Raw genomic sequence first — 25770 nt, 5'->3', positions numbered from 1 at the left:
GTTTGGTTCTGGTTTGAGCAGGTTGGGTATACTTGTCTTTTAAGTCGTCGTATTTTATGGAGCGTTCTTATTTATTAAATTCCTGGATCAAACGAATTGCTGGTGTTTTTGTTTTTATCATTAGTTTGGCCATATATCTTGTTACCTTATCTCCAACCCTTAATTTTTGGGATTGCGGCGAGTTCATTGCCTGCGCCAACGGACTAGAGATAGGTCATGCACCGGGGGCGCCTCTGTATTTGATGGTAGCCAGAATATTTTCGCTGTTTGTTGCTTCCCATCAGGTAGCCTATAGTCTCAATATATTGTCGGCCATTGCATCGTCACTTACTGTTTGGCTGTTATATGCCACAACAATTATCATATTAAACAAAGTAACCTCCCGCATAAATTCTTATCGGATAATATTTTCTGCGGTGGTAACTTCACTTGCTTTTGCTTTCACGGATACCTTTTGGTTCTCTGCGGTAGAAGCGGAAGTTTACGCGATTTCCTTATTGTTTACGGCATTTACCATTTGGGCGGTACTACGTTGGGAAAATTCGCTCCCAGACCCAAACGCCCATCGCTGGCTACTGCTTATTGCATTTTCCATGGGGCTTTCGGTTGGCGTGCACCTTCTTAACTTACTGGTTATACCGGTGGTAGTTTATTGGGTTTTTGTAAAGCTAATGGATGTAAAATACAAACATATTTGGGGTTTCCTGGTTGGAATCACTTTATTGCTTGCCATCCAATTTCTAATTATTCATAATGGCTTGTTTCTCGCCAAAAAACTTGAATTGTTATTTGTAAATATTTTTCATTTACCAGTGCACGCAGGATTGATTACCTTCATGGCATTATTTTTTGGTGTTCTTTTATGCGGAATAATCTTGACCGGAAAGAAACACACAGTCCTTCATTTTATTTTTGTGGCATCATTTTTCTTTGCTTTAGGCACCACCAGTTATACGATGGTTATTGTCCGCGCGAATGCCCAAACCGCCATTAACTTAAACAATCCATCCCATGTTTTTTCATTGGAGTCATTTATTAACAGAAAGCAATATGGGGAACGTCCGTTAATTAAAGGAGCTTGGTTTGGTGCCAAATCTACCGGCATAGCGTCCACGTTTAATTATCGATTGGATGAAAATGGAAATTATGAACGTTTTGCAGAGGATGACAGGTACGTGTATCCTTCCGGCGACAAGAGCTTTTTGCAAAGAATGTACAGTTCGCAGAAACACCATATCAGCGGATATCATTTTTGGAGTGGATCGGAAGATGGTGAAAAGCCTACCTTTTTTCACCAACTGCAGTATTTGTTCAAATACCAATTGGGCCACATGTATTTCCGGTATTTTCTGTGGAATTTCTCTGGCCGTCAAAATCATTATCAGGGGCATGGAGATTTCCTCAATGGCAATTTTACAACCGGGTTTAAGTTTATCGACCAGCAATTTTTAGGGGACCGCCAATATCTGCATACCAAAGAGCTCAGCAGTGCGACAGGCAACAACTATTTGATGATCCCCTTGCTTTTTGGCATAGCAGGGTTTCTCTTTCTGATCAGAAAAAGGCATTGGCCCTTACTTTATTTGTTGGGTTCGTTGTTTATACTGACCGGAGCAGCAATTGCTTTTTATCTGAACCAACCCCCCTTTGAACCTCGCGAAAGAGACTATGTTTATGTGGGCAGTTTCTATGCATTCTCTGTGTTTATTGGGCTAGGCATCTGGGATCTATTGCAAAAACTAAAACAGCTTTCCCCTTCGAAACTAACGGATGCGATAGCTTCATTTGCCATTCTACTGGCCTTGCCGGGATTGTTGCTGGCCAATAATTATAACGATCACGATAGAAGTGACAGAACACTGGCCCGCGATTTGGCCGTATCATATCTCGAGAGCTGCGAGCCCAACGCTATTCTTTTCACGTATGGCGACAACGATACATACCCCCTTTGGTATATACAGGAAGTGGAGGGTGTTAGAAAAGATGTAAGAGTGGTAAATATTGGGCTACTGTCGGCAGATTGGTATATTTATCAGCAAACCATTGCCCGGGATGAGGCTAAGCCGTTGAACTTTACTGTGCCATTGAAAAGATATAAAAAAGGGGAAATGGATTATGCAGCCGTTGTGGATCAACAGGCTGAATGGATGCATTTAAAAGAAGGACTGGAATTTTTGGCAGATACCTCCAGGTCAGGACAGCTTTTGACAAACGGTTCAAACAAAATTGATTTTATACCCAGGAGCTTTCGGGTCGCCGATAATTTTAGCGCTTTTTTATCTATCGAAAAAAACTATCTGATGAAAGGTGAAATCGCCTTATTGGATATCGTTGCCACCAATTATCCGCAAAGGCCAGTTTACTTTGCCAATGGAACGCCAACAACTTCAATGTTAGGGTTCGATAGATTTATTCAGCCTTACGGTATTGTTTCTAAATTGGTTTTGGACAGTACAAAAATTGACACTGAGGAATTATACCAACTGTTCAAAAACAAGATAAATATTTCCATACCCCAACGGAGTTGGTGGGATGAAACTTGCATGAATGCTATTGGTATTTCAGATTTACAAAATACGGGCATTGCATTGGCGAATAAATTAATTGCGGAAGGTGAATCTAAAAAAGCGCAAACAATCCTGCTTAAATTTCTTCCCATTACTTCACTTCCGAACTTTGAATTATCCACAAATGATATCCGCTGGACGCAAACATTATTTAGTGCAGAATTAAATAAGGAAGCCATAGCATATTTGGAGAAAATAACGTACTCAGCGGTACAAAATTTTTATTTCTATATTTATTCCCAACAATATCTGGGGGGTAACATGTTGCACTATGCCAAAGAAGAGCAAGATTATTTAAAGGAACTATATAATCTCGCCAAAGAGCACAGTATTACGGAGATAGAGCTTGCCATAGAGCCTTACTTAAACGCATTCTAGTAAGAAATAATCTTTGATGGAACAGAAAAAACAATGGAAAGAAATAATACCACTTTTTGTCTGTCACAATAAAAATCCCGAAACCTGACAATATTGTCAAATTTCAGGATTTTAATCTCAGTCTAAGCAAGTGTAATTTGTTTTACTTTTTAATGAATTTGAATTGATACCTTTGGCTATCCGTAACAATTTGTAATTGATAGTATCCCCCAATCAATTCGCTGGTTTCAATCTTATTCGTTTCAGAAACCTCAGCATTTTTTGATTTGACAAGACTTCCTGCTGAATTGTAAATGTTTATGGTGATTTCCTTTCCAAAATCTTCTTCAATTTTAAAAAACAAGGTGTTTTCAGTCGGATTAGGGTAACAAAGCAATTTAGCTTTCTTAGCCAACTGTCCTTCAATACTTGTAACTGTTGTTACAGTGACCGTACCTACCATTCCAAAACCAACATGCGGGTCGCACTGGTAATCATAAGTTCCCGGCGTTGTAAACTGGTATGAATAAGTCCAATCACCCGATGCGGCTTCTCCGTTTCCAAAAGATTCCGGATTATCCGGATAGGTATCCTGGGTTCCATTAACATTATGAGATCCTTCTATCTGCATCCATTTAACTACGTCTCCGGCCTTAATGATTACATCTTTAGGCGTGAAGTTTCCGTTGGACACAACAACTTCATGGAAAGTAGCAGAATTATCTGCAACAGTAACCGTTCCAACCATTCCAAAACCAACATGCGGGTCGCACTGGTAATCATAAGTTCCCGGCGTTGTAAACTGGTATGAATAAGTCCAATCACCCGATGCGGCTTCTCCGTTTCCAAAAGATTCCGGATTATCCGGATAGGTATCCTGGGTTCCATTAACATTATGAGATCCTTCTATCTGCATCCATTTAACTACGTCTCCGGCCTTAATGATTGCATCTTTAGGCGTGAAGTTTCCGTTGGACACAACAACTTCATGAAAAGTAGATGAAGTTTCTACAACTGTAATCGTACCTACCATTCCAAAAGCAACATGTGGGTCGCACTGATAATCAAAGGCTCCCGGTGTTGTAAACTGGTATGAATAATTCCAATCACCCGATGCGGCTTCTCCGTTTCCAAAAGATTCCGGATTATCCGGATAGGTATCCTGGGTTCCATTAACATTATGAGATCCTTCTATCTGCATCCATTTAACTACGTCTCCGGCCTTAATGATTACATCTTTAGGCGTGAAGTTTCCGTTGGACACAACAACTTCATGAAAAGTAGATGAAGTTTCTACAACAGTAACCGTTCCTACCATTCCAAAAGCAACATGTGGATCGCACTGGTAATCAAAAGCTCCCGGTGTTGTAAACTGGTATGAATAATTCCAATCACCCGATGTGGCTTCTCCGTTTCCAAAAGATTCCGCATTATCCGGATAGGTATCCTGGGTTCCATTAACATTATGAGATCCTTCTATCTGCATCCATTTAACTACGTCTCCGGCCTTAATGATTACATCTTTAGGCGTGAAGTTGCCGTTGGACACAATAACTTCATGAGTTTCCGCTTGCATTAATAAAGGACTTAAAAAAGAAAAAGCTAGCAAAAACATTCTAAAATTCTTAAAGCAGTAAAGTTGTTTCATAATTATTGATTTTTAGTTGTTATAAGGTTTTCTTTCTAAATTCTTTTGGCTTTTTGAGCGTAAATACCCGGCTAACATTAAATCCGAAATGAATATCCCCATTACCCCAGCTTCCTGTGTTTTCTCCAATAAGATATTTTTCCGTCATACCGCGGCTATTGGTAAGGTGTAGTTGAAAAACGTGACCACCGGTTTCAAGATCAATTCCAAGGGATAGCGAATTTCGTACTTTGAGACCAGCAATATCACTGGATATTTGTCCATCAGGTATAAAGAAATATTCGGCATTGAAACGCAAAGAGTTTGTGATTTTTATGGATGTTCCAGTCCCAACAGATACAATACTATTCTGATCTTCCGTGGCGGGCACCAGGTTGCGGTGCACTACAGTGGGCATAAGCTGCAGAGATACAGTTTCTCCAAACTTTCGTGCCAGAAGAAGGGAATAATGATAAGCTATACGGGAAGAGGAAATATTATCTCTATCAGGATTACTCCATTCGCTTGTATTAATGTATACCGTACCTACTGCAGTAGCAGTGAAGGGGAAGTTTTTAAAGCCGGTTTGCTGTCTAAGGAACTTCCATTTAAAAGTACCATCTATGGTCTTTTGAAATGACGCCCTCCCAATTCCAATATTTATTTGATCTGTAAGTCCGTAATCGAATCCCAAACGTATTGTGGCATTATCCAGTCCATATAAATTTCTCCAACCTGAATTAATGGGGCCAAAGCGATGTCCAATCGTAAAGTTCAAAACACCTTCTGCATTGGTTTCTATAGAATGTCCGCTTACAATTCTGGTGCTTTTAAAAGTAGCAATGGTGTAATTTATTGCAGAATCTTCCTGGGCATTTAAAAGTCCTAATAAGTCTTCCTGTGCTTTAACGCTATAGGAAACCAACACGAATAGTACTCCAACTGTAAGGAGAGTTTTACATTTCTTCATAAACCATATTTACTTTAATTTCTATATTATCTGCAATATTTTTACGAACAGCAGATGGTACTTTAATTTCGTATTCTTGTATATCGATGATAAATGCCGCCTTACCTTCAATATTCCCATTTTTATCTTTCATAAGTGTTGCGGGAATACTTACATCCTTAGTCACTCCATGTATGCTTAATTTTCCTGAAACAATAATATCGGCTGGTTTTGAACCAAGTTTAAATGAATCAAAGTCTTTGATATTTCCTTTGAAACTGGCTTTGGGGTAAAGATGACTTTCTACATATTTTTCATTAAAATGCTCTTGCATCAGCGCTTTTTCGAAGGTGAAGGCCTTCATTAAAAGAGTAAATGCCATCCCTCCATTCTCAAGATCAATGACTCCTGAAACCTGATTGTTATAAGCTTCAATGTTTTCTAACGGAGTTGCTGAGAAAAAACTAATTGACCCCGTACGTGTAAGATATTTTTGCGCGTGCGTTAAGGTTATACTACACATACAAATCAGAACTAAAACTGTGATGTTTTTCATTTCATTTGTGTTTTTTATTAGTTATTAGGAGCTCCATCATCTAACCAGGCTTTAATTAATTCAAGTTCTTTGTCCGACAAACTTCCTTCGGGAGGCATATCCTTTTGTACTAAAACTCTTTGTCTGAAAGAACCATTATCAACCTTTGTTTTTACTCCGTCATAGTCATCAAAAAAACCGTTAGCAAAACCTCCCTGAGTATGGCAGGATATACAACTCATTTGTATAATGGGAGATATGTCGGTTGAATAACTCACTTCTGTAGGTTCAACTATTTTTATTCCGTACAGTTCCTCTTCGTTATTGAACTCACAGGAAGATGTTACTAAAATGAGCAGAAAGCCTGTTGTAAATACTTTTATTATTTTATTCATATTCTATATTGCAATTGTTTAATACTACGTCCATGAGATATCCCTGGCATCTACCTTTAATGGATATCATATCTCCCTTGGATACTCCTTTTATTTCATGATTAAAAGAACAGTTTATGCCACCCGCAAGGGAATTGTCAGCTTTTAGAATAATGCTGGAATATTCCTTGCTAATTTCAAGCTTTTCAACTTTTCCTTCCACAAGTATAACTTTGTTCAGATACTTTGCATTAGCTTCTTGTTCTTGGGTTTCAAATACTTCATAAAGCATCGTGGCTGCTATTGTATAATCCGCTTTAACTTTTTCCAGTCCTCCTACTTTTTTATTAAAAAGATAGAAACCAACGCCACTCCCGACCAGCGTCATAATGATTACAATTAGAATTACTGTTTTCTTCATGATATTGTTTTTCAGTAATCAAATTTCATTCAAACGCTAAAAGAAAGCCACTTTTAGTGCACGAACAGGTGAAAAGGGTTCATGAACGGGATATGGTTCAGGATTGGAACCAGATTTTAAAGTCAGGAGTTTTTTCTTTGCTAACGATAAGATCTGTATCAAAAGATACGGAAGGAATAATTTTTAAACGGTTGCCGGGATGCTTCTTTATTTCTTTTACTACTTCCTTATTAATAATCTGTTGACGGTTTATCTTATAAAATAATCCGGGTGAAAATTCTTTCATAAGTTGATAAAGACTATAATCCAGGTAATGCGTTTTGCCACTAAAAAGAATGGCTCGGGTAATGCGATCTTCAAAATAGATAATGGCCATTTCACTAGCTTCAATTACTTTAGTGCTGTTTCCTATCTTGCTTAAGATCTTTTTATTCGAGATGAATTCACCTTTCTTAAAGTAAGTATGAAGTTCAGGATTTAGCTGTATGATCTTTTGTTCCTCAAATTTATTAATGGCTTTATGCAGTTTTTCTTTTACGAGTGGTTTTACCAGGTAATGCACCCCGTTATAATCGAAGGTTCGAATGGCATACTCATTGTAAGCTGTAATAAAAATGACCGGGATTTTATTTCTGGTTTTTTCAAATATTTCAAAGCACAATCCGTCGGAAAGCTGTATGTCTGATAATATAAGTTGACAATCGTGCTTTTTAAGTAATGCAACACCATCGGCGATATTATCAGCATCACCCACCAATTTGTACTCAGGCCTGATCTCACTGATCAGCCTTTTAATCCTTCTTAATGCTGCAGGTTCATCCTCAAATATTATAATTTCAACCATCTATAAGGGGTAATTTTACAATGAACGTTTCTTTACTATTTACAATCCGGATGTTCTTTTTCGTTAGGAGTTTAAATCGTTGCTCCAGGTTTTTCAACCCAATGCCCTCTGAATTCCCGGCTGTATTAGATCCCGATTTATTGTTTTTTACAACAAGGTAATCATCTTCCATATAAATGGATACAAATAACTTGTTCTTTCGATTTATGATATTGTGCTTTATTGCATTTTCAATGAGTATTTGGCACGACATCGAAACGATAGATTTTGATTCCGGATGGGGAACATTGATATCCAGATGGATCAGATCTTCAAATCGCAATTGATGGATTCTAAAATATTGATTTGCCAGCTCAACATCCGCTTTTAACGATATGATATCAACCTCCTTAAGCTTTAAAATGCTACGGTATAAATCTGATAGCTCTAAGAGAGATTTTGACGCTGCTGCAGTATCCTCCTCGATTATTTCAGCCAAAGAATTTAAACTGTTAAATAGAAAATGTGGATCCAGCTGTGATTTGAGCTGAATTATTTCGGCCCTCGTTCTGGCACTTCGAAGTCTTTCTTTTTCCAGAAGTCTTTTCTCACGGCGTCTAAAGCCATAGAAAACAAGTAATAAAAGCAAGGCAGATGACAACACCAAAAACCAAATGGCTTTCCAAAATGGTTTATTGATTACAAAAGAATATGCTTTAATCAAATTAGGTTCAAACCCGGCATGGGTGCCTGCCGAAACCTGAAACTGGTATTTACCCGAAGGAAGCTTGAAGTATTGAATGCTTTTTTGACCGGTGACATACCAGGTGGAATCCACTCCTAACAAACGATACTTATAATGGTTATTTTCGGGATTATAATAATTATAAAGCTGAAAATTAAATGTAAAGGTGTTCTCGTTAAATTTAAACTCGGATTGCTTGTCCTTTACCTTTTCCTCAAAAAGCAAGGGCTTATCCAGGTTAAAATGCATGTTTCCAAGTTGCGAAAGTTTTGATTTCTCTATTTTGAGAATCCCATTTTCGTAGCCCAGGTAAATTGAAGCGGAATTTTCCGTTACCGAGTTAATATTCATGCCATTCAAACCCAGACCGGGCAATGCGTAGGTGTAATTAAGAGCGTCATCCATATAGAGGTTTTCGTAATCCGTTGCTAATACAATTCCGCTTTCCAGTGGAACAATATTAAGCACCTTATTCGATGTGGAAATCTGTTGTGCCGTGTTGGTCTTTAAACGAATACAGAACACACCGTTTTTTTCTGTCCCTGCAAAAACACGGTCCCCTCTCTGCGCCAGTGTATAAATAGAATGATTATCAAGCAATGAACTTAACTTGCCATTATTGTAGTTCAGGATCCCCTTTCCTGAAGTGCCGATGAAAAAAGTGTTTCTGCTTATTGGCAAACAGTTAAACAAGTAATTGTTCCCTAGTAATTCTTTGAAATCTCTCTCGATGCTTAAATCATCAGGATTAAGTGTTAATAATCCGTTTAAATAGGCCACCCACATGAGTGAATCCCGTTCCTTTAGTTGAATTATATTGTTTTTATTAAAACTTTCTTTCTGTAAAATGTGCTGTAATTGTCTGCCCCCTTTATCAAAAACATATAAACCATCACCCAACGTTCCGGCTATAATGTTTTTATCATCAACCAGTAAGGAAGAAACAAAGACATCTCTTTGCTTTGACTGCAGCATAACCGTTTTAACAGGGATCCCGTTTTTTAAACAAACGATTCTACCCTCCTGACCTGACCATAAAATGCTATCGTTTTCGGCATACAAAGAAAAGTTAGAAAGCCCTTCCGAATGGATTTCCTGTGTAATGTCCTTTCTGCTTAGTTTATTCCCATGAACCAAAAATAGAACATTTTTATGCGTAAGGATGTGATGATACATGCCCTTTGCAACCAGTTTAAAGCTTAAATCAGAGCTCAATTTGTAATATGCCTCCGGGCTTATGCCATAGACATCGTCATTATTTGAAGAAAAGTGCATGTTTGGGTGAACCATTTCCCTGGTTTGGCCCCTATAATGGCCATCATTTTGAATCTTGTACAGTTTTCCAAACTCACCAACTCCTATCACATTATCGCTGGCCTGGAATAGCTTGCTTATTAAAGCAGATAGGTTTGATTTCTGAAACAGGGTAAGGCTGGCTTTATTTAAAAGACTGATGCCATTATCATGTGCAATCCAGATCAGCTGCTCACCTACCAGAATATCATTCACAAATCCTGCGTTCACTGCCGGGATGCTTTTTACAATTCGAGTGTTCAGGTCAAAAGAAAATAAACCTTTCCCCGCTGTCCCTAAAAGCACCGTAGCGCCATGCAATTTGACGCTTGTGATTAATTCAGGCAGTGAATCCAGATACACCTGTTGGTTATTTTCAATGTAAGTAAAGCCGTTTTCGTGCGTCACAAGTAAATTACCTTTTGAGATTGCGATGGAAAAATCGATCGTATACTCACTGGTGTATTGCAAAATTAATGGAGCTTCTCCGGAGAATTCATAGATTTCCTGCTTTGTTTGAATGTACACGATGTCGTTGCTGTCTTTTAAAAGATGATGAATGGGATCTTCTGTAATCAGAACAACCTCACTTGCAAAAACATTGCTTCCAAAGCTTATTAGAAATAGTGATATGAGCCAACCAACGTTATTCATCTGTTTCCGTAAAAACCAAGTTTACACGAACCGATATTTCAGGGGCAATTTTGGATTCCAGGATCCTGGGAACGGTTATGTCAAAATTATACAACAGCACTTTAAAATCGGCAGTAGCATTGATTATGCCATCTTTCCGTTCTATGGATACAGGTACGGTTATTACCCTTGTAATACCATGAAGCTTTAATTTTCCCTTCGCATAAATCGTTTTTTTACAAGGTTCTCCACATTCATCCATCCCGATCATCTTCCCAGAGAATTCTGTTTTGGGATACTTTTTGGTTTCAAGGTAATGTTCGTTAAAGTGCTCCTTTTGAAGCGGACTGTTGAAACCTTCAAAAGATTGAACCGATAAAACAAAAGCAAATGTTTGGTTTTCTAAGTTGAGTAAGCCTCTCAATTGATCGGAACTTGCCTTAATGGTTTCCAGGGGAGCAACCGAAAAAAAATCAACCGTTCCAGTGCCATTATATATTTGTGCTTGAGCTATTTTATGGCCAGCAAAAAAAAGAAGAATTATAACAAATACCTTATTTAAATACATGTTTAATAGATGAAATACTTAATATCAACAAAATAGAAAGTAATTAAGTTTGCTGGTTTAAGAATAAAAATTTATTGATTGTACATCTTCAGCCTAATTCAGACAAATGGGTTTAAAATTTAGTGAGATATTTATAAAATTACACACAAAAAAGTGGATAAAAACATTGATGCTATTTTATGGACTATTAAATCGAGTTATGGGATTACTATTGATGTACAGTGGAGGACTGAAATATTGAAGAAATTAAGAGAATATATGCGATCCTGCCCAGTTTGCAAGCACATTGGCAAAGCCCCACAAACCAACGCCAAGATCATAGCTTTTCCAAAGAGAGTACAAAAGCCGACCTTCTTAACACACAGGGCTTTCCTCCAATGCTCAGAAACATCAAAATAAGTTTGTGCTTCGTTGTGCGTTTGGTGCGTATTTAAGGGTGATTGATATACACGCTGAAACAAATGAACGCCGGCGTGCGATGTGTATAAATCATTTGGCGGGAAGTGCTATGTTTGAAGTCATTAAAATTAAAAAATAGTAGCTTGGGTGGGCGCTGCTTACGGCTTGACAACTTAAACTTTTTTTAACTCGACCGCTTCCGACATCTTGTGCTAACCGTTGTGCAACATTTATGAAATTTCGTAACCATTTTAAGAAAGAATTAAATTTAAGGAATCAGTTTACATCATTAACATATTGGTATAACTCCTCCTTGATCACTGACTCTATTTTTCACTAACTCTATTAGCCGATATTTGTGTTAAAATCAGGTTAAACCTATAACATTATCGTACATTAAAAATCCGTTTGATAAAAATTACTTATTTTTGGCATCGGAGTTCGTGTGCCTGAATCCTATATGTTTAAATATTAATCTGATACTCAGAGACTAAAATGAAGAATCATACATTGCTGAATAACCTGCTTGGTTGGTTATCCTTTGCCATTGCAGCTATAGTTTACACCATAACAATTGAACCTACGACCAGTTTTTGGGATTGTGGCGAATTTATCTCAACCTCCTATAAACTTTTGGTAGGCCATCCTCCGGGAGCGCCGGTATTTATGATTCTTGGTCGCTTTTTTTCACTTTTTGCGTTGGACCCGGGTTCGGTCGCCTACGCTATAAATGTGATGAGTGCCTTGGCCAGTGCGTTCACCATCCTGTTTTTATTTTGGACGATCACGCATCTTGGACGTAGAATTTATATGAACAAGAAAGGTGAAACCTGGAGATCCTGGGCAGTGCTGGGTGCCGGTTTTGTTGGCGCATTGGCTTATACATTTTCCGATACTTTCTGGTTCTCTGCGGTTGAAGGCGAGGTTTATGCCATGTCATCGTTGTTTACGGCCGTGGTTTTTTGGGCCATTTTAAAATGGGAGGACGTGGCCGACCATAAATATGCCAACCGATGGCTGGTTCTGATTGCCTATTTAATGGGGCTTTCCATAGGGGTTCACCTGTTAAACCTATTGGCTATACCTGCCATTGTAATGGTTTATTATTTCAAGAAATTCGAAGTAAACCGAAACGGCATTCTATTGTCTCTGGGAGTCTCCGCCGTACTGCTGGTTGGGATTTTATATGGTATTATCCCTTACACCGTAAAAATAGCCAGTTGGTTTGAACTTATGTTTGTGAATGGCTTTGGCGCGCCCTTCAATACGGGTATTGCTGTTTATTTTACCTTGTTAATAGGAGGATTGATTTTTGGTATCTGGTATACCCAGAAAAATCAAAAGGTGATATTGAATACCATTTTGCTGGGTGTTACCGTAATTATGATCGGATATTCTTCTTTTGCCATGATTGTTATCCGCTCGTATGCTAACCCTACCATGGATCAAAACTCGCCCGAAGATGTTTTCTCCATGATGGGTTACCTGAACCGTGAACAATACGGCGACAGGCCCTTGTTTACCGGCCAGTATTATAATTCCCCGCTCGACAGGCAAAAATCTAATGCGAAAAAGGGAGACCCTGTTCGTATTAAAAAGGACGGAGAATATAAAACAGTGGACCACAAACCCTATTATGTGTTCGATTCCAAAACAACCACCATATTTCCCCGAATGTACAGCCGAGAGGGGCGTCACATTAATCAATACAAATATTGGGCAGGGGGAGAACCCAAGGGTAGAACAGTACAAATAGAAGACCAGGAATCAGGTGAAATGAAGAGTATCACCTTACCAAGCTTTGCTCAAAACCTGAGTTTCTTCTTTAATTATCAGGTTAAGTTTATGTATTTTAGGTATTTCATGTGGAACTTTGCCGGCCGGCAGAACGACATCCAGGGGCATGGAGAAATACACAAAGGAAACTGGATTTCCGGCATTCCTTTTATCGATAACCTGCGTTTGGGCGATCAGTCAAAGCTACCCGATACCTATAAAAACAATCCGGCCCGTAACAAATATTATCTGTTACCGCTCATACTTGGATTACTGGGCTTGTTGTTCCAATACCAATCGGGCCGGCAAGGAAAAGAAGGTTTCTGGATTGTGATGTTGCTTTTCTTCTTAACGGGATTGGCTATTGTACTTTATCTGAACCAAACACCTTTACAGCCTCGCGAACGGGATTATGCTTATGCAGGTTCGTTTTATGCTTTTGCCATTTGGATTGGTTTAGGTGTGTTGGCGGTGGTTGAAGGCATCAAAAAATTCTTGCCGGGCAGCGTTTCGGCAGTACTGGCAACAACCCTTACGTTGATATTGGTGCCCGGTATAATGCTATCGGAAAACTGGGACGACCATAACCGTGCCCACCGCTATGTAGCCCGTGACCTGGCTTTCAATTATCTGGATACCTGCGACGAAAACGCCATTATTTTTACCAATGGCGATAACGATACTTTCCCGTTGTGGTATGCCCAGGAGGTTGAAGGCTATCGTACGGATGTTAGAGTATGTAACCTTAGTTACTTGCAAACCGACTGGTATATCGACCAAATGGGAAGAAAGGCTTACGATTCGGATCCGCTTCCATTTTCATTGACGCACGACCAATATGTAACGGGAACCAGAGATGTGGTACACCTGCTTCCCCGTATTCAAGGCAGGGTGGATATGAAAGAAGCTATTAAATTCCTGGCCAGCGAAAATCCAAAAACCAAGGAAATACCGGGTTATCCGGGAAGAATCGAACATTTACCCTCTAAATCGTTCAGTATTCCGGCCGACAGCCTTAAGGTTTTACAAAAAGGAATAGTAAGCCAGGACGCAGCCGGACTGATAGTGCCTGAAATTAAGATCGATTTAAATAAAGAATATATCCTGAAAAATGAATTGATGATTCTGGATATGTTGTCGAATAACGACTGGGACCGTCCTATTTATTTTGCGGTTACCGTGGGGCAGGACAACTATGCCAGCCTGGAAGATTATTTTCAGTTGGAAGGATTCGCCTACAAAGTGGTACCTATAAAAACCAAAGCCAAAGAAGGACAGTTTGGTAGGGTAGATGCCGATAAAATGTACGATAAGTTCAAGAATAAATTCCGCTGGGGAGGTTTCGACGATGCCCGTGTGTATTTAGATGAGAATCATCAGCGTATGGCCATGAATATTCGTAACAATATGTCGCGTTTGGCCAACACCTTATTGGATGAAGGAAAAGAAGAGCAAGCGGTCGAGATTTTAGATATGGCCTTAACCAAGATGCCGGTTGAAAAAGTTCCCCACAATTATTTCTCCATCTTTTTGGCCGAAGGTTATTACAAAGCCAACCAAATGGAAAAGGGTGACGGTATACTGAAGGATTTTGGGGAAAAGTCGTTCCAGGAAATCAATTTCTTTTCATCGTTGCCGCAATCCAAACAAAACAATGTGGGCGAGGACTTTCAGCGTAGCCTGGCCATTTATACCGAAATAGCAAACATGTCTATCAGATATTATCGTGACGAGGTACGCGAAGAATTAAGCAAATACATGGCAAAATTACCTTTAGGTGTGGTACCGGATAATATGCTTTCCATTTTTGCGGCGGAAGGGCTTTATTTGGATGGCAAACCGCTTGTCGGCGATCAGTTATTGGAAAATATGGCACGCATCAGCGATCAAACCATAAAATATTACATGAGTTTGCCGATGGAGCAGAAAAGCCGATTCGAATACCAATACCGCCAAAGCCTAATGTTTGATCACGAAATTGACAAGCTGTTGGCCAAATATAAGCGCGATGATTTAAGGAAGAAGCTAGGTAAGGAAGAAATGGCACCGGATACGCAAATATTAAATTTTAGTACCAATTAAAATCCAATGGTAAGGCCTCCGTTTATAGCCAAAATATTATTGCGCGGCGCCACATGGCGGCAAGAAAACGCCGGCAACGATGTGTTTGTCACATTCGACGATGGACCAATACCCGGGATCACCCCATGGGTGTTAGATGAGGCTGAGCGGTGGTATGCCAAATTGACTTTTTTTTGTGTGGGGGAAAACGTTCACAAACATGCGGATATTTTTCAGGAGATTATCGATCGGGGACATGGTGTGGGAAACCACACCTACAACCACATGCAAGCGTGGAAAGCAGATAAAAAATCATATTTCGACAATATGGACCAGGCTTCCCATCTTATCAAATCAAGGTTGTTTCGACCTCCTCACGGCCAATTGTACCCCTGGTACATGAAAGATATAAAACGGGAGTTCGACAAGGTGGTGATGTGGGATATATTATGCAAGGATTATGACGCCAAATTATCGCCAACACAGGTTTTTGATAATATAAAAAATAACATTCGTCCAGGTTCAATTATTGTATTTCATGATTCACTTAAAGCCGAAAAAAACATGAAATACGCATTTCCTAAAACTTTGGAAATGATAGCTGAAAAAGGATTAACAACACGAGTAATAAAATAACAAAACTAAAAATGAAGGTACTTTTACTAGGTTCAGGAGGTAGAGAACATGCCTTGGCTTGGAAGTTAAAGCAAAGTCCAAAACTAACCGAATTAATTATTGCTCCGGGCAATGCCGGAACCGCTGAATTGGGAACAAATGTAGCACTTGATCCCAACGATTTTGAAGCGGTAAAAAAGGTTGCGCTCGACAAGCAGGTGGATATGTTGGTGGTGGGTCCGGAAGAACCTCTGGTGCGAGGAATTAAAGATTTCTTTTTAAATGATCCTGAATTAATTCGTATACCCGTGATCGGTCCCGGCAAACGTGGTGCCCGCCTTGAAGGCAGCAAGGAGTTTTCCAAGGACTTTATGTTCCGATATGGAATTCCAACGGCGGAATATAAATCGGTAACGCAGGATAGCCTGGATGAAGGTCTTGCGTTTTTAGATAAGATAAAAGCGCCATATGTTTTAAAGGCCGATGGTTTGGCAGCCGGAAAAGGTGTGCTGATCATCGATAATTTGGAGCAGGCTAAAAATGAACTTAAAACAATGTTGGACGGCAAATTTGGTGAAGCCAGCCAAAAAGTGGTTATCGAGGAGTTTTTAGATGGCATCGAACTTTCGGTATTTGTGTTAACCGATGGTTCGGCTTATGTGGTATTGCCCGAGGCCAAAGATTATAAGCGTATCGGCGAAGCAGATACCGGTTTAAACACGGGCGGTATGGGAGCCATTAGTCCTGTTCCATTTGCCGATAAGGCCTTTATGAAAAAAGTGCACAAAAAGATTATTCAACCCACTATTGCGGGATTGCAATGCGACGAAATTCCGTACAAGGGATTTATATTTATTGGATTAATAAAAATTGGCGATAACCCGTTTGTGATTGAATATAACGTACGAATGGGCGACCCTGAAACCGAAGTGGTTATGCCGCGTATAAAAACGGACTTGTTAGAGCTGCTTGAAGCCGCAGCCGCAAAAGAATTAAAAAAATGCACCATCGAGTTCGAGGAGAACACGGTAAGCACTGTTATGATGGTTTCCGGGGGGTATCCTGAAGCCTACGAAAAAGGCAAGGAAATAGCTGGATTGGATAAGGTATCCGACGCCATCGCCTTTCATGCCGGAACAAAGTTGCAAGATGGCAAAGTGCTCACTAATGGAGGCAGGGTGATTGCCATGAGTGCGTTGGGAAAAAATATGAAGGATGCGCTTGCAAAATCCTATAAAAATGTTGAAGTTGTCAACTTCGATAAAAAGTATTTCCGCAAAGATATTGGTTTCGACCTGCAGTAAATGGCCTAAAATCTATTTTAAATGCTATTAAAACGGATACATAATAATAAGATTGGGACATATGCACTTATGTTGTTTCTTATCATTTTATGCTGGATAAAACCAATCACATTGGGGTATGCGATTAATGCAGAATCCTTTGATAATGCAATGCCGCTATGGAAACTTTTTTCGTTTCTGTCAAAATCAAAGTGGTTAGGTTTTCTTTTCAGCATGATGTCAGCCGTAATCATTACACTTAGCATCAACAGGTTGAATTCCAAACACGGGTTGCTGAGCAAGCAAAGCGCGCTGCCCGGCATTGTTTTCGTCCTTTTAGTGGGTGGTTTTACCATGGCACAGCGCTTCAACCCGATATGGCTGACCACCCTGTTTTTTATTTTGGCGTTCGAATATCTGTTCGAAGCCCATAATCACCGCAGGGTAATGAAAGAGTGTTTTCTTGCGGGTTTCTGGATATCTGCGGCAAGTCTCCTGAGCTATAAGATTGTACTCGTCTTTCCTCTCCTCATCGTAATGATGGGGAATTTGAGGTTGCTAAATTTTAAATCGTTTTTGGCGGCTATAATTGGGTTAATTCTTCCTTGGTTGTTTTTGCTGGGATACGAATTGGTTTGGGGTTCCATTCCCGAATATTTTAAATACCTTGGATTTAGCTGGAGCAAGATATTTGATTCACATTATCACACAACATTTCTATTGATTTACCTGATGGCAATGGCGTTCATTTTTTTAGTGGCATTGTTTTCAGTGATAGGGGCATACGGTACCAAAAAAATATACACCCGAAAGCAATATCAGGTATTTGTATTTTGCGGTTTGTTCTTTTCCGGAGTGATGGGAGCATCGGGGTTAAACTTAGAGTTTCTGATCATGGTAGCCTTACCTTTTTCAATAATCATTGCCCACTTAATCGATAATATACGTTCCTTGTTGTGGCAAAATATTGTGGTGGTTACGATGCTTGCCATCCCTGTTTTCGGACAAATATTTCTGTGATGGATGCCTCAAGACCCACGTTGTCAGTTTATGCCATACAAGATCGTTTAAATTCCGAAACCCCATATTTTGTGCATGACCATTCCTTTACTTTAATGGACCAAGGAAAGGTTATTAAGCATTTGACGTTGGAAAGACTGAGCCGTAAAAAGCACGACAACAAGCTGCATCAATCACTCTATGATATATTAAAAGACGGGAAATTACTGCTCGACGATTTTGACATCGTATTTCCTGATAATGTTGTGGGGCGTTGCATGATTTCTTCTTGTGGCAGGCTTCGGTTTGAGGCTCCGCTCAATAATACACTTTTCTCCCATCCCGAGAAAGGTCGTTGCTGGTGGTTAGATCACGAACGCTCTGCCTATGCCATCAATCACGAGTTAGCGCATATTGGCAGTTGTTTGCCTTTTTATGGTTCGTTTAAAGAAGACAGTTTATTAATTCATTTCGATGGGGGAGGTAGTCTTTCTAATTTTTCTGCCTGGTATTTTAAGGATGGAAGGTTGGTGAATATTGATTTTCACTGGAGGATGAAATACCTTTCTTCGTTTTTTAATGCCAATGCCCTTGTATTTGCAATTCTTGGTGCCAAGTTCGAACACCAAAACTCGGTTCCCGGTAAGATGATGGGATTGGCTTCATACGGTTCGTATTCTGCAGGGATGGAAGAATGGTTGGTTGGGAACAACTATTTTAGTGATTGCTGGGGGAAGAAAAGCGAATTTTATCGAAAAGCCAAAGATAAATTCAATTGGAGTGCCAATCAATTAACCACTGGCGATGCGTTTCTGCAAGACATAGTGGCAACTCTGCAGCATATTTTTATAAGGGATTTTCTTTATGAATTGACAAAATTACAGAAGCAAACCAACACGAAAAACCTTTATTATACCGGAGGTTCTGCTCTTAATATTGTGGCTAACAAGGCAATTGTTGATTCCGGTTTGTTCCAGGATGTATTTATACCGCCTTGTACCGAGGATAGCGGACTTTCTTTGGGAGGAGCAGCTTTTGTGGAATGGGAAAAACATGGTAAAGTGGATATTCATTCTCCATATTTAAACAATTTTAAGCTTACCAACAAGGTTGAAGTGGATCACAAAGAAGTGGGGCATGTGGCCCAACTGGTTTTCGAAGGCAAAGTGTTAGGAATTTGTAATGGCTTTGGCGAGATTGGCCCCCGGGCTCTGGGTAACAGAAGTATTATTGCAAAATCCGGGGATCAAAAAATAGCAGATAGAGTAAGTATGCAACACAAGGGGCGCGAATGGTACAGGCCCGTGGCACCTATTATGTTGGAAAAGAATGCAACGTATTTTACCGGCCTTTCCGATATTCATAGGCTTTCCGATTTTATGCTGCTCGATTTCGATATTACTGATAACCGAAAAGAAGAAATAGAAGGCGTAGTTCATGTGGATGGTACCGCGCGTATTCAAACTATTCGTGACAGATCGCAAAACCCGTTTATGCATGACCTTTTAAATGTGTTGGATCAGAAATATGATATTAAGGCCTTGATTAATACCTCCTTCAATAAAAGGGGTGAGCCTATTGTACATACCCCGGAAGATGCGGTTAGGTCTGCCAAAGGGATGCAACTGGATGGCGTGGTAACAAACGGGAAGTTGACGCTGTTTTCCTGGTAATTTTTAATGTTTTATAGGATAAACCAAATACCCATTGCGCCATAAATCATTCCCTGGTTATTTGGCGCTTTTTTCTTACAAAAAACGTCTGTTTGCTGTATATGTTGCGATTTTTTATACACGCGCTAAAAACTTCACTACTCGTCGCGCGCGCTCAATTCGCTGCTCTCCGCCGTGTACATTGCGACTGGCCTGGCATTGACCAAAGTCTGCTAACGAATGACCAATTCACCTAAGCATTACCTTCCAGCCGTGCTTCATCTGGTGCTTTATTTTGTTGTCGGGGAATATCAGTTTTAACGATAAGTTGGTAACCAGGCCAGCACCGGTCGAGTACAATAATTGTTGGGTGCTTGTTAAGTTGTCCCCATTATTTCGGATCGTATAATAAGTTCCAAGGGTTGCCCCTACGGTAAGCGCTGTTTTTAACAGCATTGAACCTGCCGATACTTTTCGGAACCCCCTTATATCTTCAATACGGATTTTTTTCTTGTTTACGGGTTCGGAGAAGAGCCTGGGTTTACCAATGGTTACCGTGCTATCATTTATATCCAGAACATAATTAGATTCCAGCTCCATTTGTTTCAGATAGCCCTGATACATTAATACAACCAATCCCCCTTTAGTAACTTGAATTGCTTCCACCTTATCCTGGTTATAAAATACCAGTACACGCTTTTGTGATTGTGCACATAGCGAGATAAATAAAATCAGAATAGTAAGACAAACCCTCATTTTCTTTTTTCGTAAAAATAGCAGAAAAATCAAAGCACCAAAACAAACGTCGTTAAGTCGGTTTCAAGAACAATCAACTTATGAACTGAGTTTTGTTAAAAACCCGCACCAACCTTTAAGGCCATGTGCTCAAAAGCCGTGTCGTAATTTATTTCATTAAAAAACATATCATAATTGGTAGCTATACTTAAATCAATGCCTATTTCGCCATCGGATGCTTCTGCAGTAAATCCCAGATCTGCGCTAGGTCCATCATATTTAATCTTCATATGAGAATAATTTAGAGTGGCAAGACTATAAAATCCAAATACGACCTCTTCCTAAAAAGTGTAATGTGCATCCGCTTTTAACTGCCAGGTCGTTAGCTTCATATCTCCTTCCGAGCTTGGGGAAAACAAAGTTAAAACCGGGAGCAACAGACCAATCTTCGTTTAACCCGCAATATGCATTAGAAATTCTATTACACATTGAGATTACTTTAAAACAAGACACTTCGTTGCATCACTTCAACTCACCAGAACGATGCTATGCCTTGTTTCAGTAATGCCTTGTTTTATTGTTCATTACGTACCTCTAATGCATAATTAAATTTTCGTTTCGGGCAAATGACAATGACGTTAGCATTGGCGACAAAAAACGGCTAATCGTATTTGTTTCATTGTTGGTTTTTTAGGTTGCCTATTTTAATAAATAGATATGGACGCACATTGGAAGAACCTATATAATAGATAGCATATGGTCCTGCAAGGGATGTAGTTGTTTTGTAATCCTCTAACTCTTCGTGTTCCTGCGCAAAAGACAATCCTATGGCAAAATTATGTACAGAAAAGTACCCTATTGTTGGACTATAGTTGAATTTTTTTTGAGACTTCATCGCCTATTTTTTACCCACAGGCAAAAACTCCAATCGATAATTTGATTTAGGATCTAAAGATGAGGGGCCAGCTACCAACATGGCTATTGAACCTTTTAACTGTCTTTCGTTTATCCAATCTCGTGCAAAATCACTCCAGTTTTCCGGGGTTTCGTTTAGGTGTACAGGATAAACCCCATATGAGAAAGCCAATCCCTGACAGACCGTTTTAGATTGACTGAGCGCTACGATCCATACTTCTGGAGAAAAGCGCGATATCATACGTGCTGTTTTGCCTGTTCTGGTGGGTATAAATACACTTACGCATGACACCGTTCGCAGGGCATTCTCAACAATCGTGGAGAGTGCTTCGGCGGCTTTAATTGGCTTATTGTCATCTCCAATTTCATAAAAACCTTTAAGGTTGTTTGGAGGTCGGTGAGCTTCCGTATGGTTGGCAATGTCGGCCAGCATGGTCACTGCTTCTTCAGGGAATTTACCCATAGCTGATTCCCCGGAAAGCATAATGCAATCTGTTCCATCAATAATCGCATTGGCTACATCAGTGGCTTCTGCTCTGGTAGGTAGTCGATTTTCAGTCATCGATTCCAGCATCTGGGTTGCGGTAATAACCGGCTTGCCAGCCATTCTGCTTTTGTAGATAAGTTGTTTTTGAAGGATTGCCATTTCATGAATCGGTACTTCTACACCAAGATCGCCACGGGCAACCATTATGCCATCAGTTACCTTCAAAATCTCATCTATGTTTATTAGCGCATCTGCCCGTTCTATTTTTGCTATAATAAAAGGTTGTTTACCCATGCCATTAGCTGCCGCTCTAACATTTATAATGTCATCAGCAGTTTCAACAAACGATTGACTGATAGCATCCACACCATTTTGCAAAGCAAATTCGAGACAGGAGCGATCATGATCGGTAAAGACATCAATCCCTAGTTTAATACCTGGTAGATTAAGTCCTTTTCTGGAGCGTAATTCACCTCCAATAGCTACTTTGCAATGTACATCAGAGTCTGTTATTTTTTCGACGATAAGCTGCACTAATCCATCGTTTAAAAAGAGTCTGTCACCTGATTTCACTACTTTACCCAGTTGTTTAAAACTCATTGACACCCGTTGTCGGTCGCCAATAATATCATCACTGGTTAATATAAAGCGGTCTCCGGTTAACAATTGAATAGGCTCTGCGGCAATTTTACCCAAACGCATTTTAGGACCCGGTAGGTCTGCCATAATAGCCACTCGCATCCCAGTTGTTTTCTCGGCAGCACGTATACGTGTAATGCGGCTGGCATGGTCAGAAAAGTCTCCATGCGAGAAATTAAGTCGTGCGATATTCATTCCGGCCCGAATAAGCCTTTCGAGCATCTCTGGGGAGTCGGAGGCCGGTCCAATGGTGGCGACTATTTTGGTTTTATGTTTTGAAAGTGTTGTATTGGCCATCATATATTTCTAAAGTATTGTGAAGGTTCTAAACCTGTTATTCCCGAATTGATTCGATTATTCAAATTTAATGGACTGCCCCGTCGAAGCTAATGTCCCATTCCAAATCATACTGTTTGGATCCATGAGTTTTTTTCGGCCGGAAAGCAGTTCAACTGGCACATGAACGAATTGATCGTGCATATAACCGATGACAACACCTGTTTTTCCAGCCATTGCGGCATGAACTGCATTTCGGGCAAAGAGATCGCATAGAATGGAATCCTCTGCATTAGCCGGGCTGCTTCGCACAATGTAACTAGGGTCCATATAACGCATCACTATTGGAATCTGCTCTTTCTTAAAATATTTTATGATGCTTTCACTGAGGTAAAGGCCTATATCTTTGGATTTGATATTTCCTGAAGCGTCTATTTCCGGGTGGGTATTTTCTATCAAATCCTGTCCTGCTCCCTCAGCGACTACGATAAGTGCATGCGCTCGATTTTGTATGCGTTTTTTTAGTGCTGCTAAAAAACCCTTCGGACCTTCCATTTTAAAGGGCACTTCGGGTACCAAGGCAAAATTAACATCCTGACTAGCCATGGTGGCGCCAGCAGTTATGAACCCGGCATGTCGACCCATGAGTTTAACAAGCGAGATTCCATTTTCTACGCTGCGTGCCTCAGTGTGGGCGCGGTCAAGTACCTTGGAAGCTTCTTCAATAGCTGTGTTGTAGCCAAATGTTTGCGAAACAAAAGGTACATCGTTATCAATTGTTTTTGGAACGCCTACAACCGATAAAGGATAGCCTCTTTTTTTGGCCTCTTTAAGTAGTTCATAGGCTCCACGCTGAGTGCCATCTCCACCCACAACAAAGAGTATGTTTATTTTTCGCTTAATCAGGTTGTTCACAGCCAGCGCTATGTCGACCGGTCCGCGCGATGTGCCTAAAAAGGTTCCTCCTTTTTTGTGAATCCCGTCTACCAGTTCGGTAGTCAGGATATAGGGTTCTTTTCCGAGTACAGGATCTAACCCTTTGTATCCGCCGCGAAAGCCAATGACATCCATCACTCCGTAGGCATGGTGTAATTCAAGAAATAAGGAACGAATCACATCGTTTAATCCAGGACATAAGCCACCACAAGTAACAATTCCGGCCTTTGTCGTTTGGGGATCAAAGTAAATTTTTTCCCTTGGACCGGCTATCTCAAAAAGCAATTCTCCTTCTAGAGGAGCATTTACTCCTCGAATAATATTTTCGGGTAAACGAAGGTCATCATTTACAAAGTGTCGAACGGGAGAATTGAAGCGTGGTTGACCTAGAAGCATTATATTCATTTACAACAATGTATTTGTATAAATTTAATTACCATTCGGTTAATAACAAAGGAATTTACCAATTGTTTTGCATGAAAAAGTATCTCATTACAATTGTAATGTACAAAAAGGATGGGATTGAGATTAAGCATTCGTTTTGCATTTTAGTAAAGCATAAACGGACAAGTTGTAGTTGATGTTTGGTTAGAACAAAAGCGGCATAAGTAATTTGGGTCGTTCCTATCTACGCTTCAGCAGCAAAATTAAAAGTATTTCCTAGTTCTACTTTCGATTTTATTCTTTCTCTTTGTTGTAATGTGCGAAATCAATATCCTTCCTACGTTTCCTATGTCGTATTAGCATTTGCATGGCTCTGCGTTTCAGTTCAACCTGTGTTGCACAGATGTTAGAAACTATTGATATTCGTGCATCTCTTAAACTTAGCAGGGGAACATCTTCTGTTTACGATCAGCTGTTCTGTAATGTGTAACAAAGCCATCATTGCAATTGTATAGTGGGTCTGCTATGATTGCCATTTCCTTATTTGATAATCAGATATCCCCAGTTCGCTCTTTGCATTATCCAAAGATCTTTCCATCCCAATATCACTGACTCACAAAATAGGCATATTCTTTATGCGTATAGGCATCAGGCTCACCGCTGCTGACACTGTATTTTATCTTTGGCTTTGCGTCTGTTGTTTTGGTAATTATCAGAATTCTTTTTTTTTTGCTTTTTCACTTTTCCCGTCCCAGCTCCAAATAGTTCTTTTGTGGAACCAAAGGCACAACTTGTCCTGAACGGTTTCTCTGATCTCTTTCTTTTGCGAAAGCTCCGGGGAAATTGATTTTGTTAGATTGTCCAACCGCACAGACTTGGTGTCCGGCTGTATTTTTGATGGCTTACGACCTTTGTTGGTTTTGGTCTCGGGTACTGAAAATGCCGGTTCCAGAAGGAACACTTTCCCGGCTTTGTGAACATCAAAACATAGAAGAGTCCCATTGCCTCCAGTCCGTTACAAAACTTTGTGTTGAGTCCGTACAGTCCATCCCCACCTATCCAGTCAAAAACAACACCCCTTTCGACATCCTGTTTTATCAAGGACAAAGCCAGTTTCGGCTTGGTTTTAAATTGACGACATCCTTCGTCCGGTATTTTTGCCTGGTTACACCTTTCTTTGTTATCCATGATTTAGGCAAGAAGATGCGTTCAATTATCAACGAGGCCGATGTCCCATTCACCGGCGAAGCATAAACTCCGACCTGACAATTGACGACTTTTCCGATCACTTCGGCATACTGTCGACCAGCACCCACAGAAAAAAAAAGGAGTGTTTCCGTTGAAACGCTCCTTTTTAAACTTAAACCCTAATCTATGAAAAAAAACTTAAACTCTTCAATTTTTATGTGGTTTAAAAAATAATCGAGACATCGAGTGATGCCTCGATTACCAAACTTAAACCCTAACCTAATCTATGAAAAACTTAATTGCTCTTCGGTAGAATAATCAACAATGTTCGTGCCATAAAATTGTTGTTTTGTCAAATTAACAGACGTTAACTTAGGTGTTAAAATCATTCAAATTGACTATAAAATACCCGTTGCACCGTATGCCCTTTTTGTATATTTTTAGGCAGTTTTAAAATTCATTAAATTACCGATTGTTAAATGTGTTTGGTATTGAGTGTGACCTGTATCTAAATGCTTTTCATTTAATTATTG

General features: G+C 39.8%; 20 protein-coding genes and 1 pseudogene. 6 read left to right on the top strand and 15 right to left on the bottom strand.

Going from position 1 to position 25770, the window contains the following annotated elements:
- Positions 1 to 56: 56 nt before the first annotated feature.
- Positions 57 to 2945 carry a glycosyltransferase family 117 protein gene (locus ACRD64_RS12040; protein ID WP_430933611.1) on the top strand — a complete coding sequence of 963 codons (2889 nt, stop codon included), beginning with the start codon at positions 57 to 59 and terminating at the stop codon, positions 2943 to 2945.
- 142 nt (positions 2946 to 3087) lie between these two features.
- On the opposite strand, the gene ACRD64_RS12035 is transcribed toward ACRD64_RS12040, so the two are convergent.
- The 8 genes from ACRD64_RS12035 to ACRD64_RS12000 all read right to left on the bottom strand — a co-directional run bounded on the left by ACRD64_RS12035 (position 3088) and on the right by ACRD64_RS12000 (position 10892).
- Entirely contained in the window at positions 3088 to 4572 is a 1485-nt protein-coding gene (locus ACRD64_RS12035; protein WP_430933610.1) for a plastocyanin/azurin family copper-binding protein, read from the bottom strand.
- Between the two features lie 19 nt (positions 4573 to 4591).
- Positions 4592 to 5521 carry a DUF5777 family beta-barrel protein gene (locus tag ACRD64_RS12030; RefSeq protein ID WP_430933609.1) on the bottom strand — a complete coding sequence of 310 codons (930 nt, stop codon included), beginning with the start codon at positions 5519 to 5521 and terminating at the stop codon, positions 4592 to 4594.
- Entirely contained in the window at positions 5508 to 6056 is a 549-nt protein-coding gene (locus ACRD64_RS12025) for a YceI family protein (RefSeq protein WP_430933608.1), read from the bottom strand. The genes ACRD64_RS12030 and ACRD64_RS12025 overlap by 14 nt, the downstream gene beginning before the upstream one ends.
- A gap of 17 nt (positions 6057 to 6073) precedes the next feature.
- Positions 6074 to 6430 (bottom strand): c-type cytochrome, encoded by a 357-nt coding sequence (locus ACRD64_RS12020; RefSeq protein ID WP_430933607.1) that lies wholly within the window; start codon positions 6428 to 6430, stop codon positions 6074 to 6076.
- The gene (locus ACRD64_RS12015) at positions 6423 to 6830 is read right to left on the bottom strand and encodes an OB-fold protein (RefSeq protein ID WP_430933606.1); all 408 of its coding nucleotides are present in this window, start codon (positions 6828 to 6830) and stop codon (positions 6423 to 6425) included. Before ACRD64_RS12015 ends, ACRD64_RS12020 begins: the two co-directional genes overlap by 8 nt.
- A 97-nt stretch (positions 6831 to 6927) precedes the next feature.
- A complete protein-coding gene (locus ACRD64_RS12010; RefSeq protein ID WP_430933605.1) occupies positions 6928 to 7674 on the bottom strand; it encodes a LytR/AlgR family response regulator transcription factor in 747 nt (248 codons plus the stop codon).
- Positions 7667 to 10345, bottom strand: coding sequence for a sensor histidine kinase (locus ACRD64_RS12005; protein ID WP_430933603.1), 2679 nt, complete (start codon positions 10343 to 10345; stop codon positions 7667 to 7669). Before ACRD64_RS12005 ends, ACRD64_RS12010 begins: the two co-directional genes overlap by 8 nt.
- On the bottom strand, positions 10338 to 10892 hold the full coding sequence (locus tag ACRD64_RS12000) for a YceI family protein (protein ID WP_430933602.1): 555 nt from the start codon (positions 10890 to 10892) through the stop codon (positions 10338 to 10340). The genes ACRD64_RS12005 and ACRD64_RS12000 overlap by 8 nt, the downstream gene beginning before the upstream one ends.
- Positions 10893 to 11786: 894 nt before the next feature.
- Between ACRD64_RS12000 and ACRD64_RS11995 the strand changes: the two genes are divergently transcribed.
- The 5 genes from ACRD64_RS11995 to ACRD64_RS11975 are packed head-to-tail and all read left to right on the top strand — an operon-like array spanning position 11787 to position 19698.
- On the top strand, positions 11787 to 15149 hold the full coding sequence (locus ACRD64_RS11995; protein WP_430933601.1) for a glycosyltransferase family 117 protein: 3363 nt from the start codon (positions 11787 to 11789) through the stop codon (positions 15147 to 15149).
- Between the two features lie 6 nt (positions 15150 to 15155).
- Positions 15156 to 15764 carry a polysaccharide deacetylase family protein gene (locus tag ACRD64_RS11990; protein WP_430933600.1) on the top strand — a complete coding sequence of 203 codons (609 nt, stop codon included), beginning with the start codon at positions 15156 to 15158 and terminating at the stop codon, positions 15762 to 15764.
- A gap of 11 nt (positions 15765 to 15775) precedes the next feature.
- Entirely contained in the window at positions 15776 to 17047 is a 1272-nt protein-coding gene (gene purD, locus ACRD64_RS11985) for a phosphoribosylamine--glycine ligase (RefSeq protein WP_430933599.1), read from the top strand.
- Between the two features lie 21 nt (positions 17048 to 17068).
- Positions 17069 to 18046, top strand: coding sequence for a hypothetical protein (locus ACRD64_RS11980; protein WP_430933598.1), 978 nt, complete (start codon positions 17069 to 17071; stop codon positions 18044 to 18046).
- A complete protein-coding gene (locus ACRD64_RS11975) occupies positions 18046 to 19698 on the top strand; it encodes a carbamoyltransferase C-terminal domain-containing protein (protein ID WP_430933597.1) in 1653 nt (550 codons plus the stop codon). Before ACRD64_RS11980 ends, ACRD64_RS11975 begins: the two co-directional genes overlap by 1 nt.
- Positions 19699 to 19926: 228 nt before the next feature.
- Here the strand turns inward: ACRD64_RS11975 and ACRD64_RS11970 are convergent, their stop codons facing one another.
- The 7 genes and pseudogenes from ACRD64_RS11970 to ACRD64_RS11940 all read right to left on the bottom strand — a co-directional run bounded on the left by ACRD64_RS11970 (position 19927) and on the right by ACRD64_RS11940 (position 25338).
- Positions 19927 to 20343 (bottom strand): hypothetical protein, encoded by a 417-nt coding sequence (locus ACRD64_RS11970; RefSeq protein WP_430933595.1) that lies wholly within the window; start codon positions 20341 to 20343, stop codon positions 19927 to 19929.
- Between the two features lie 185 nt (positions 20344 to 20528).
- Positions 20529 to 20702, bottom strand: a complete 174-nt coding sequence (locus tag ACRD64_RS11965) for a hypothetical protein (RefSeq protein ID WP_430933594.1) — start codon at positions 20700 to 20702, stop codon at positions 20529 to 20531.
- A gap of 25 nt (positions 20703 to 20727) precedes the next feature.
- The gene (locus ACRD64_RS11960; RefSeq protein WP_430933593.1) at positions 20728 to 20901 is read right to left on the bottom strand and encodes a hypothetical protein; all 174 of its coding nucleotides are present in this window, start codon (positions 20899 to 20901) and stop codon (positions 20728 to 20730) included.
- Between the two features lie 187 nt (positions 20902 to 21088).
- Positions 21089 to 21307: a hypothetical protein gene (locus ACRD64_RS11955; protein WP_430933592.1), complete on the bottom strand. Its 219-nt coding sequence runs from the start codon at positions 21305 to 21307 to the stop codon at positions 21089 to 21091.
- 3 nt (positions 21308 to 21310) lie between these two features.
- Positions 21311 to 22753 carry a pyruvate kinase gene (pyk, locus tag ACRD64_RS11950; RefSeq protein ID WP_430933591.1) on the bottom strand — a complete coding sequence of 481 codons (1443 nt, stop codon included), beginning with the start codon at positions 22751 to 22753 and terminating at the stop codon, positions 21311 to 21313.
- Between the two features lie 54 nt (positions 22754 to 22807).
- A complete protein-coding gene (locus ACRD64_RS11945; RefSeq protein ID WP_430933590.1) occupies positions 22808 to 24070 on the bottom strand; it encodes an ATP-dependent 6-phosphofructokinase in 1263 nt (420 codons plus the stop codon).
- Between the two features lie 831 nt (positions 24071 to 24901).
- Positions 24902 to 25338 (bottom strand): annotated as a pseudogene (locus ACRD64_RS11940) (transposase).
- Positions 25339 to 25770 lie beyond the last annotated feature (432 nt).

This window comes from Saccharicrinis sp. 156 (assembly GCF_050589685.1).
Lineage (GTDB): Bacteria > Bacteroidota > Bacteroidia > Bacteroidales > Marinilabiliaceae > Saccharicrinis.
This window is presented reverse-complemented; position numbering and strand designations above follow the sequence as displayed.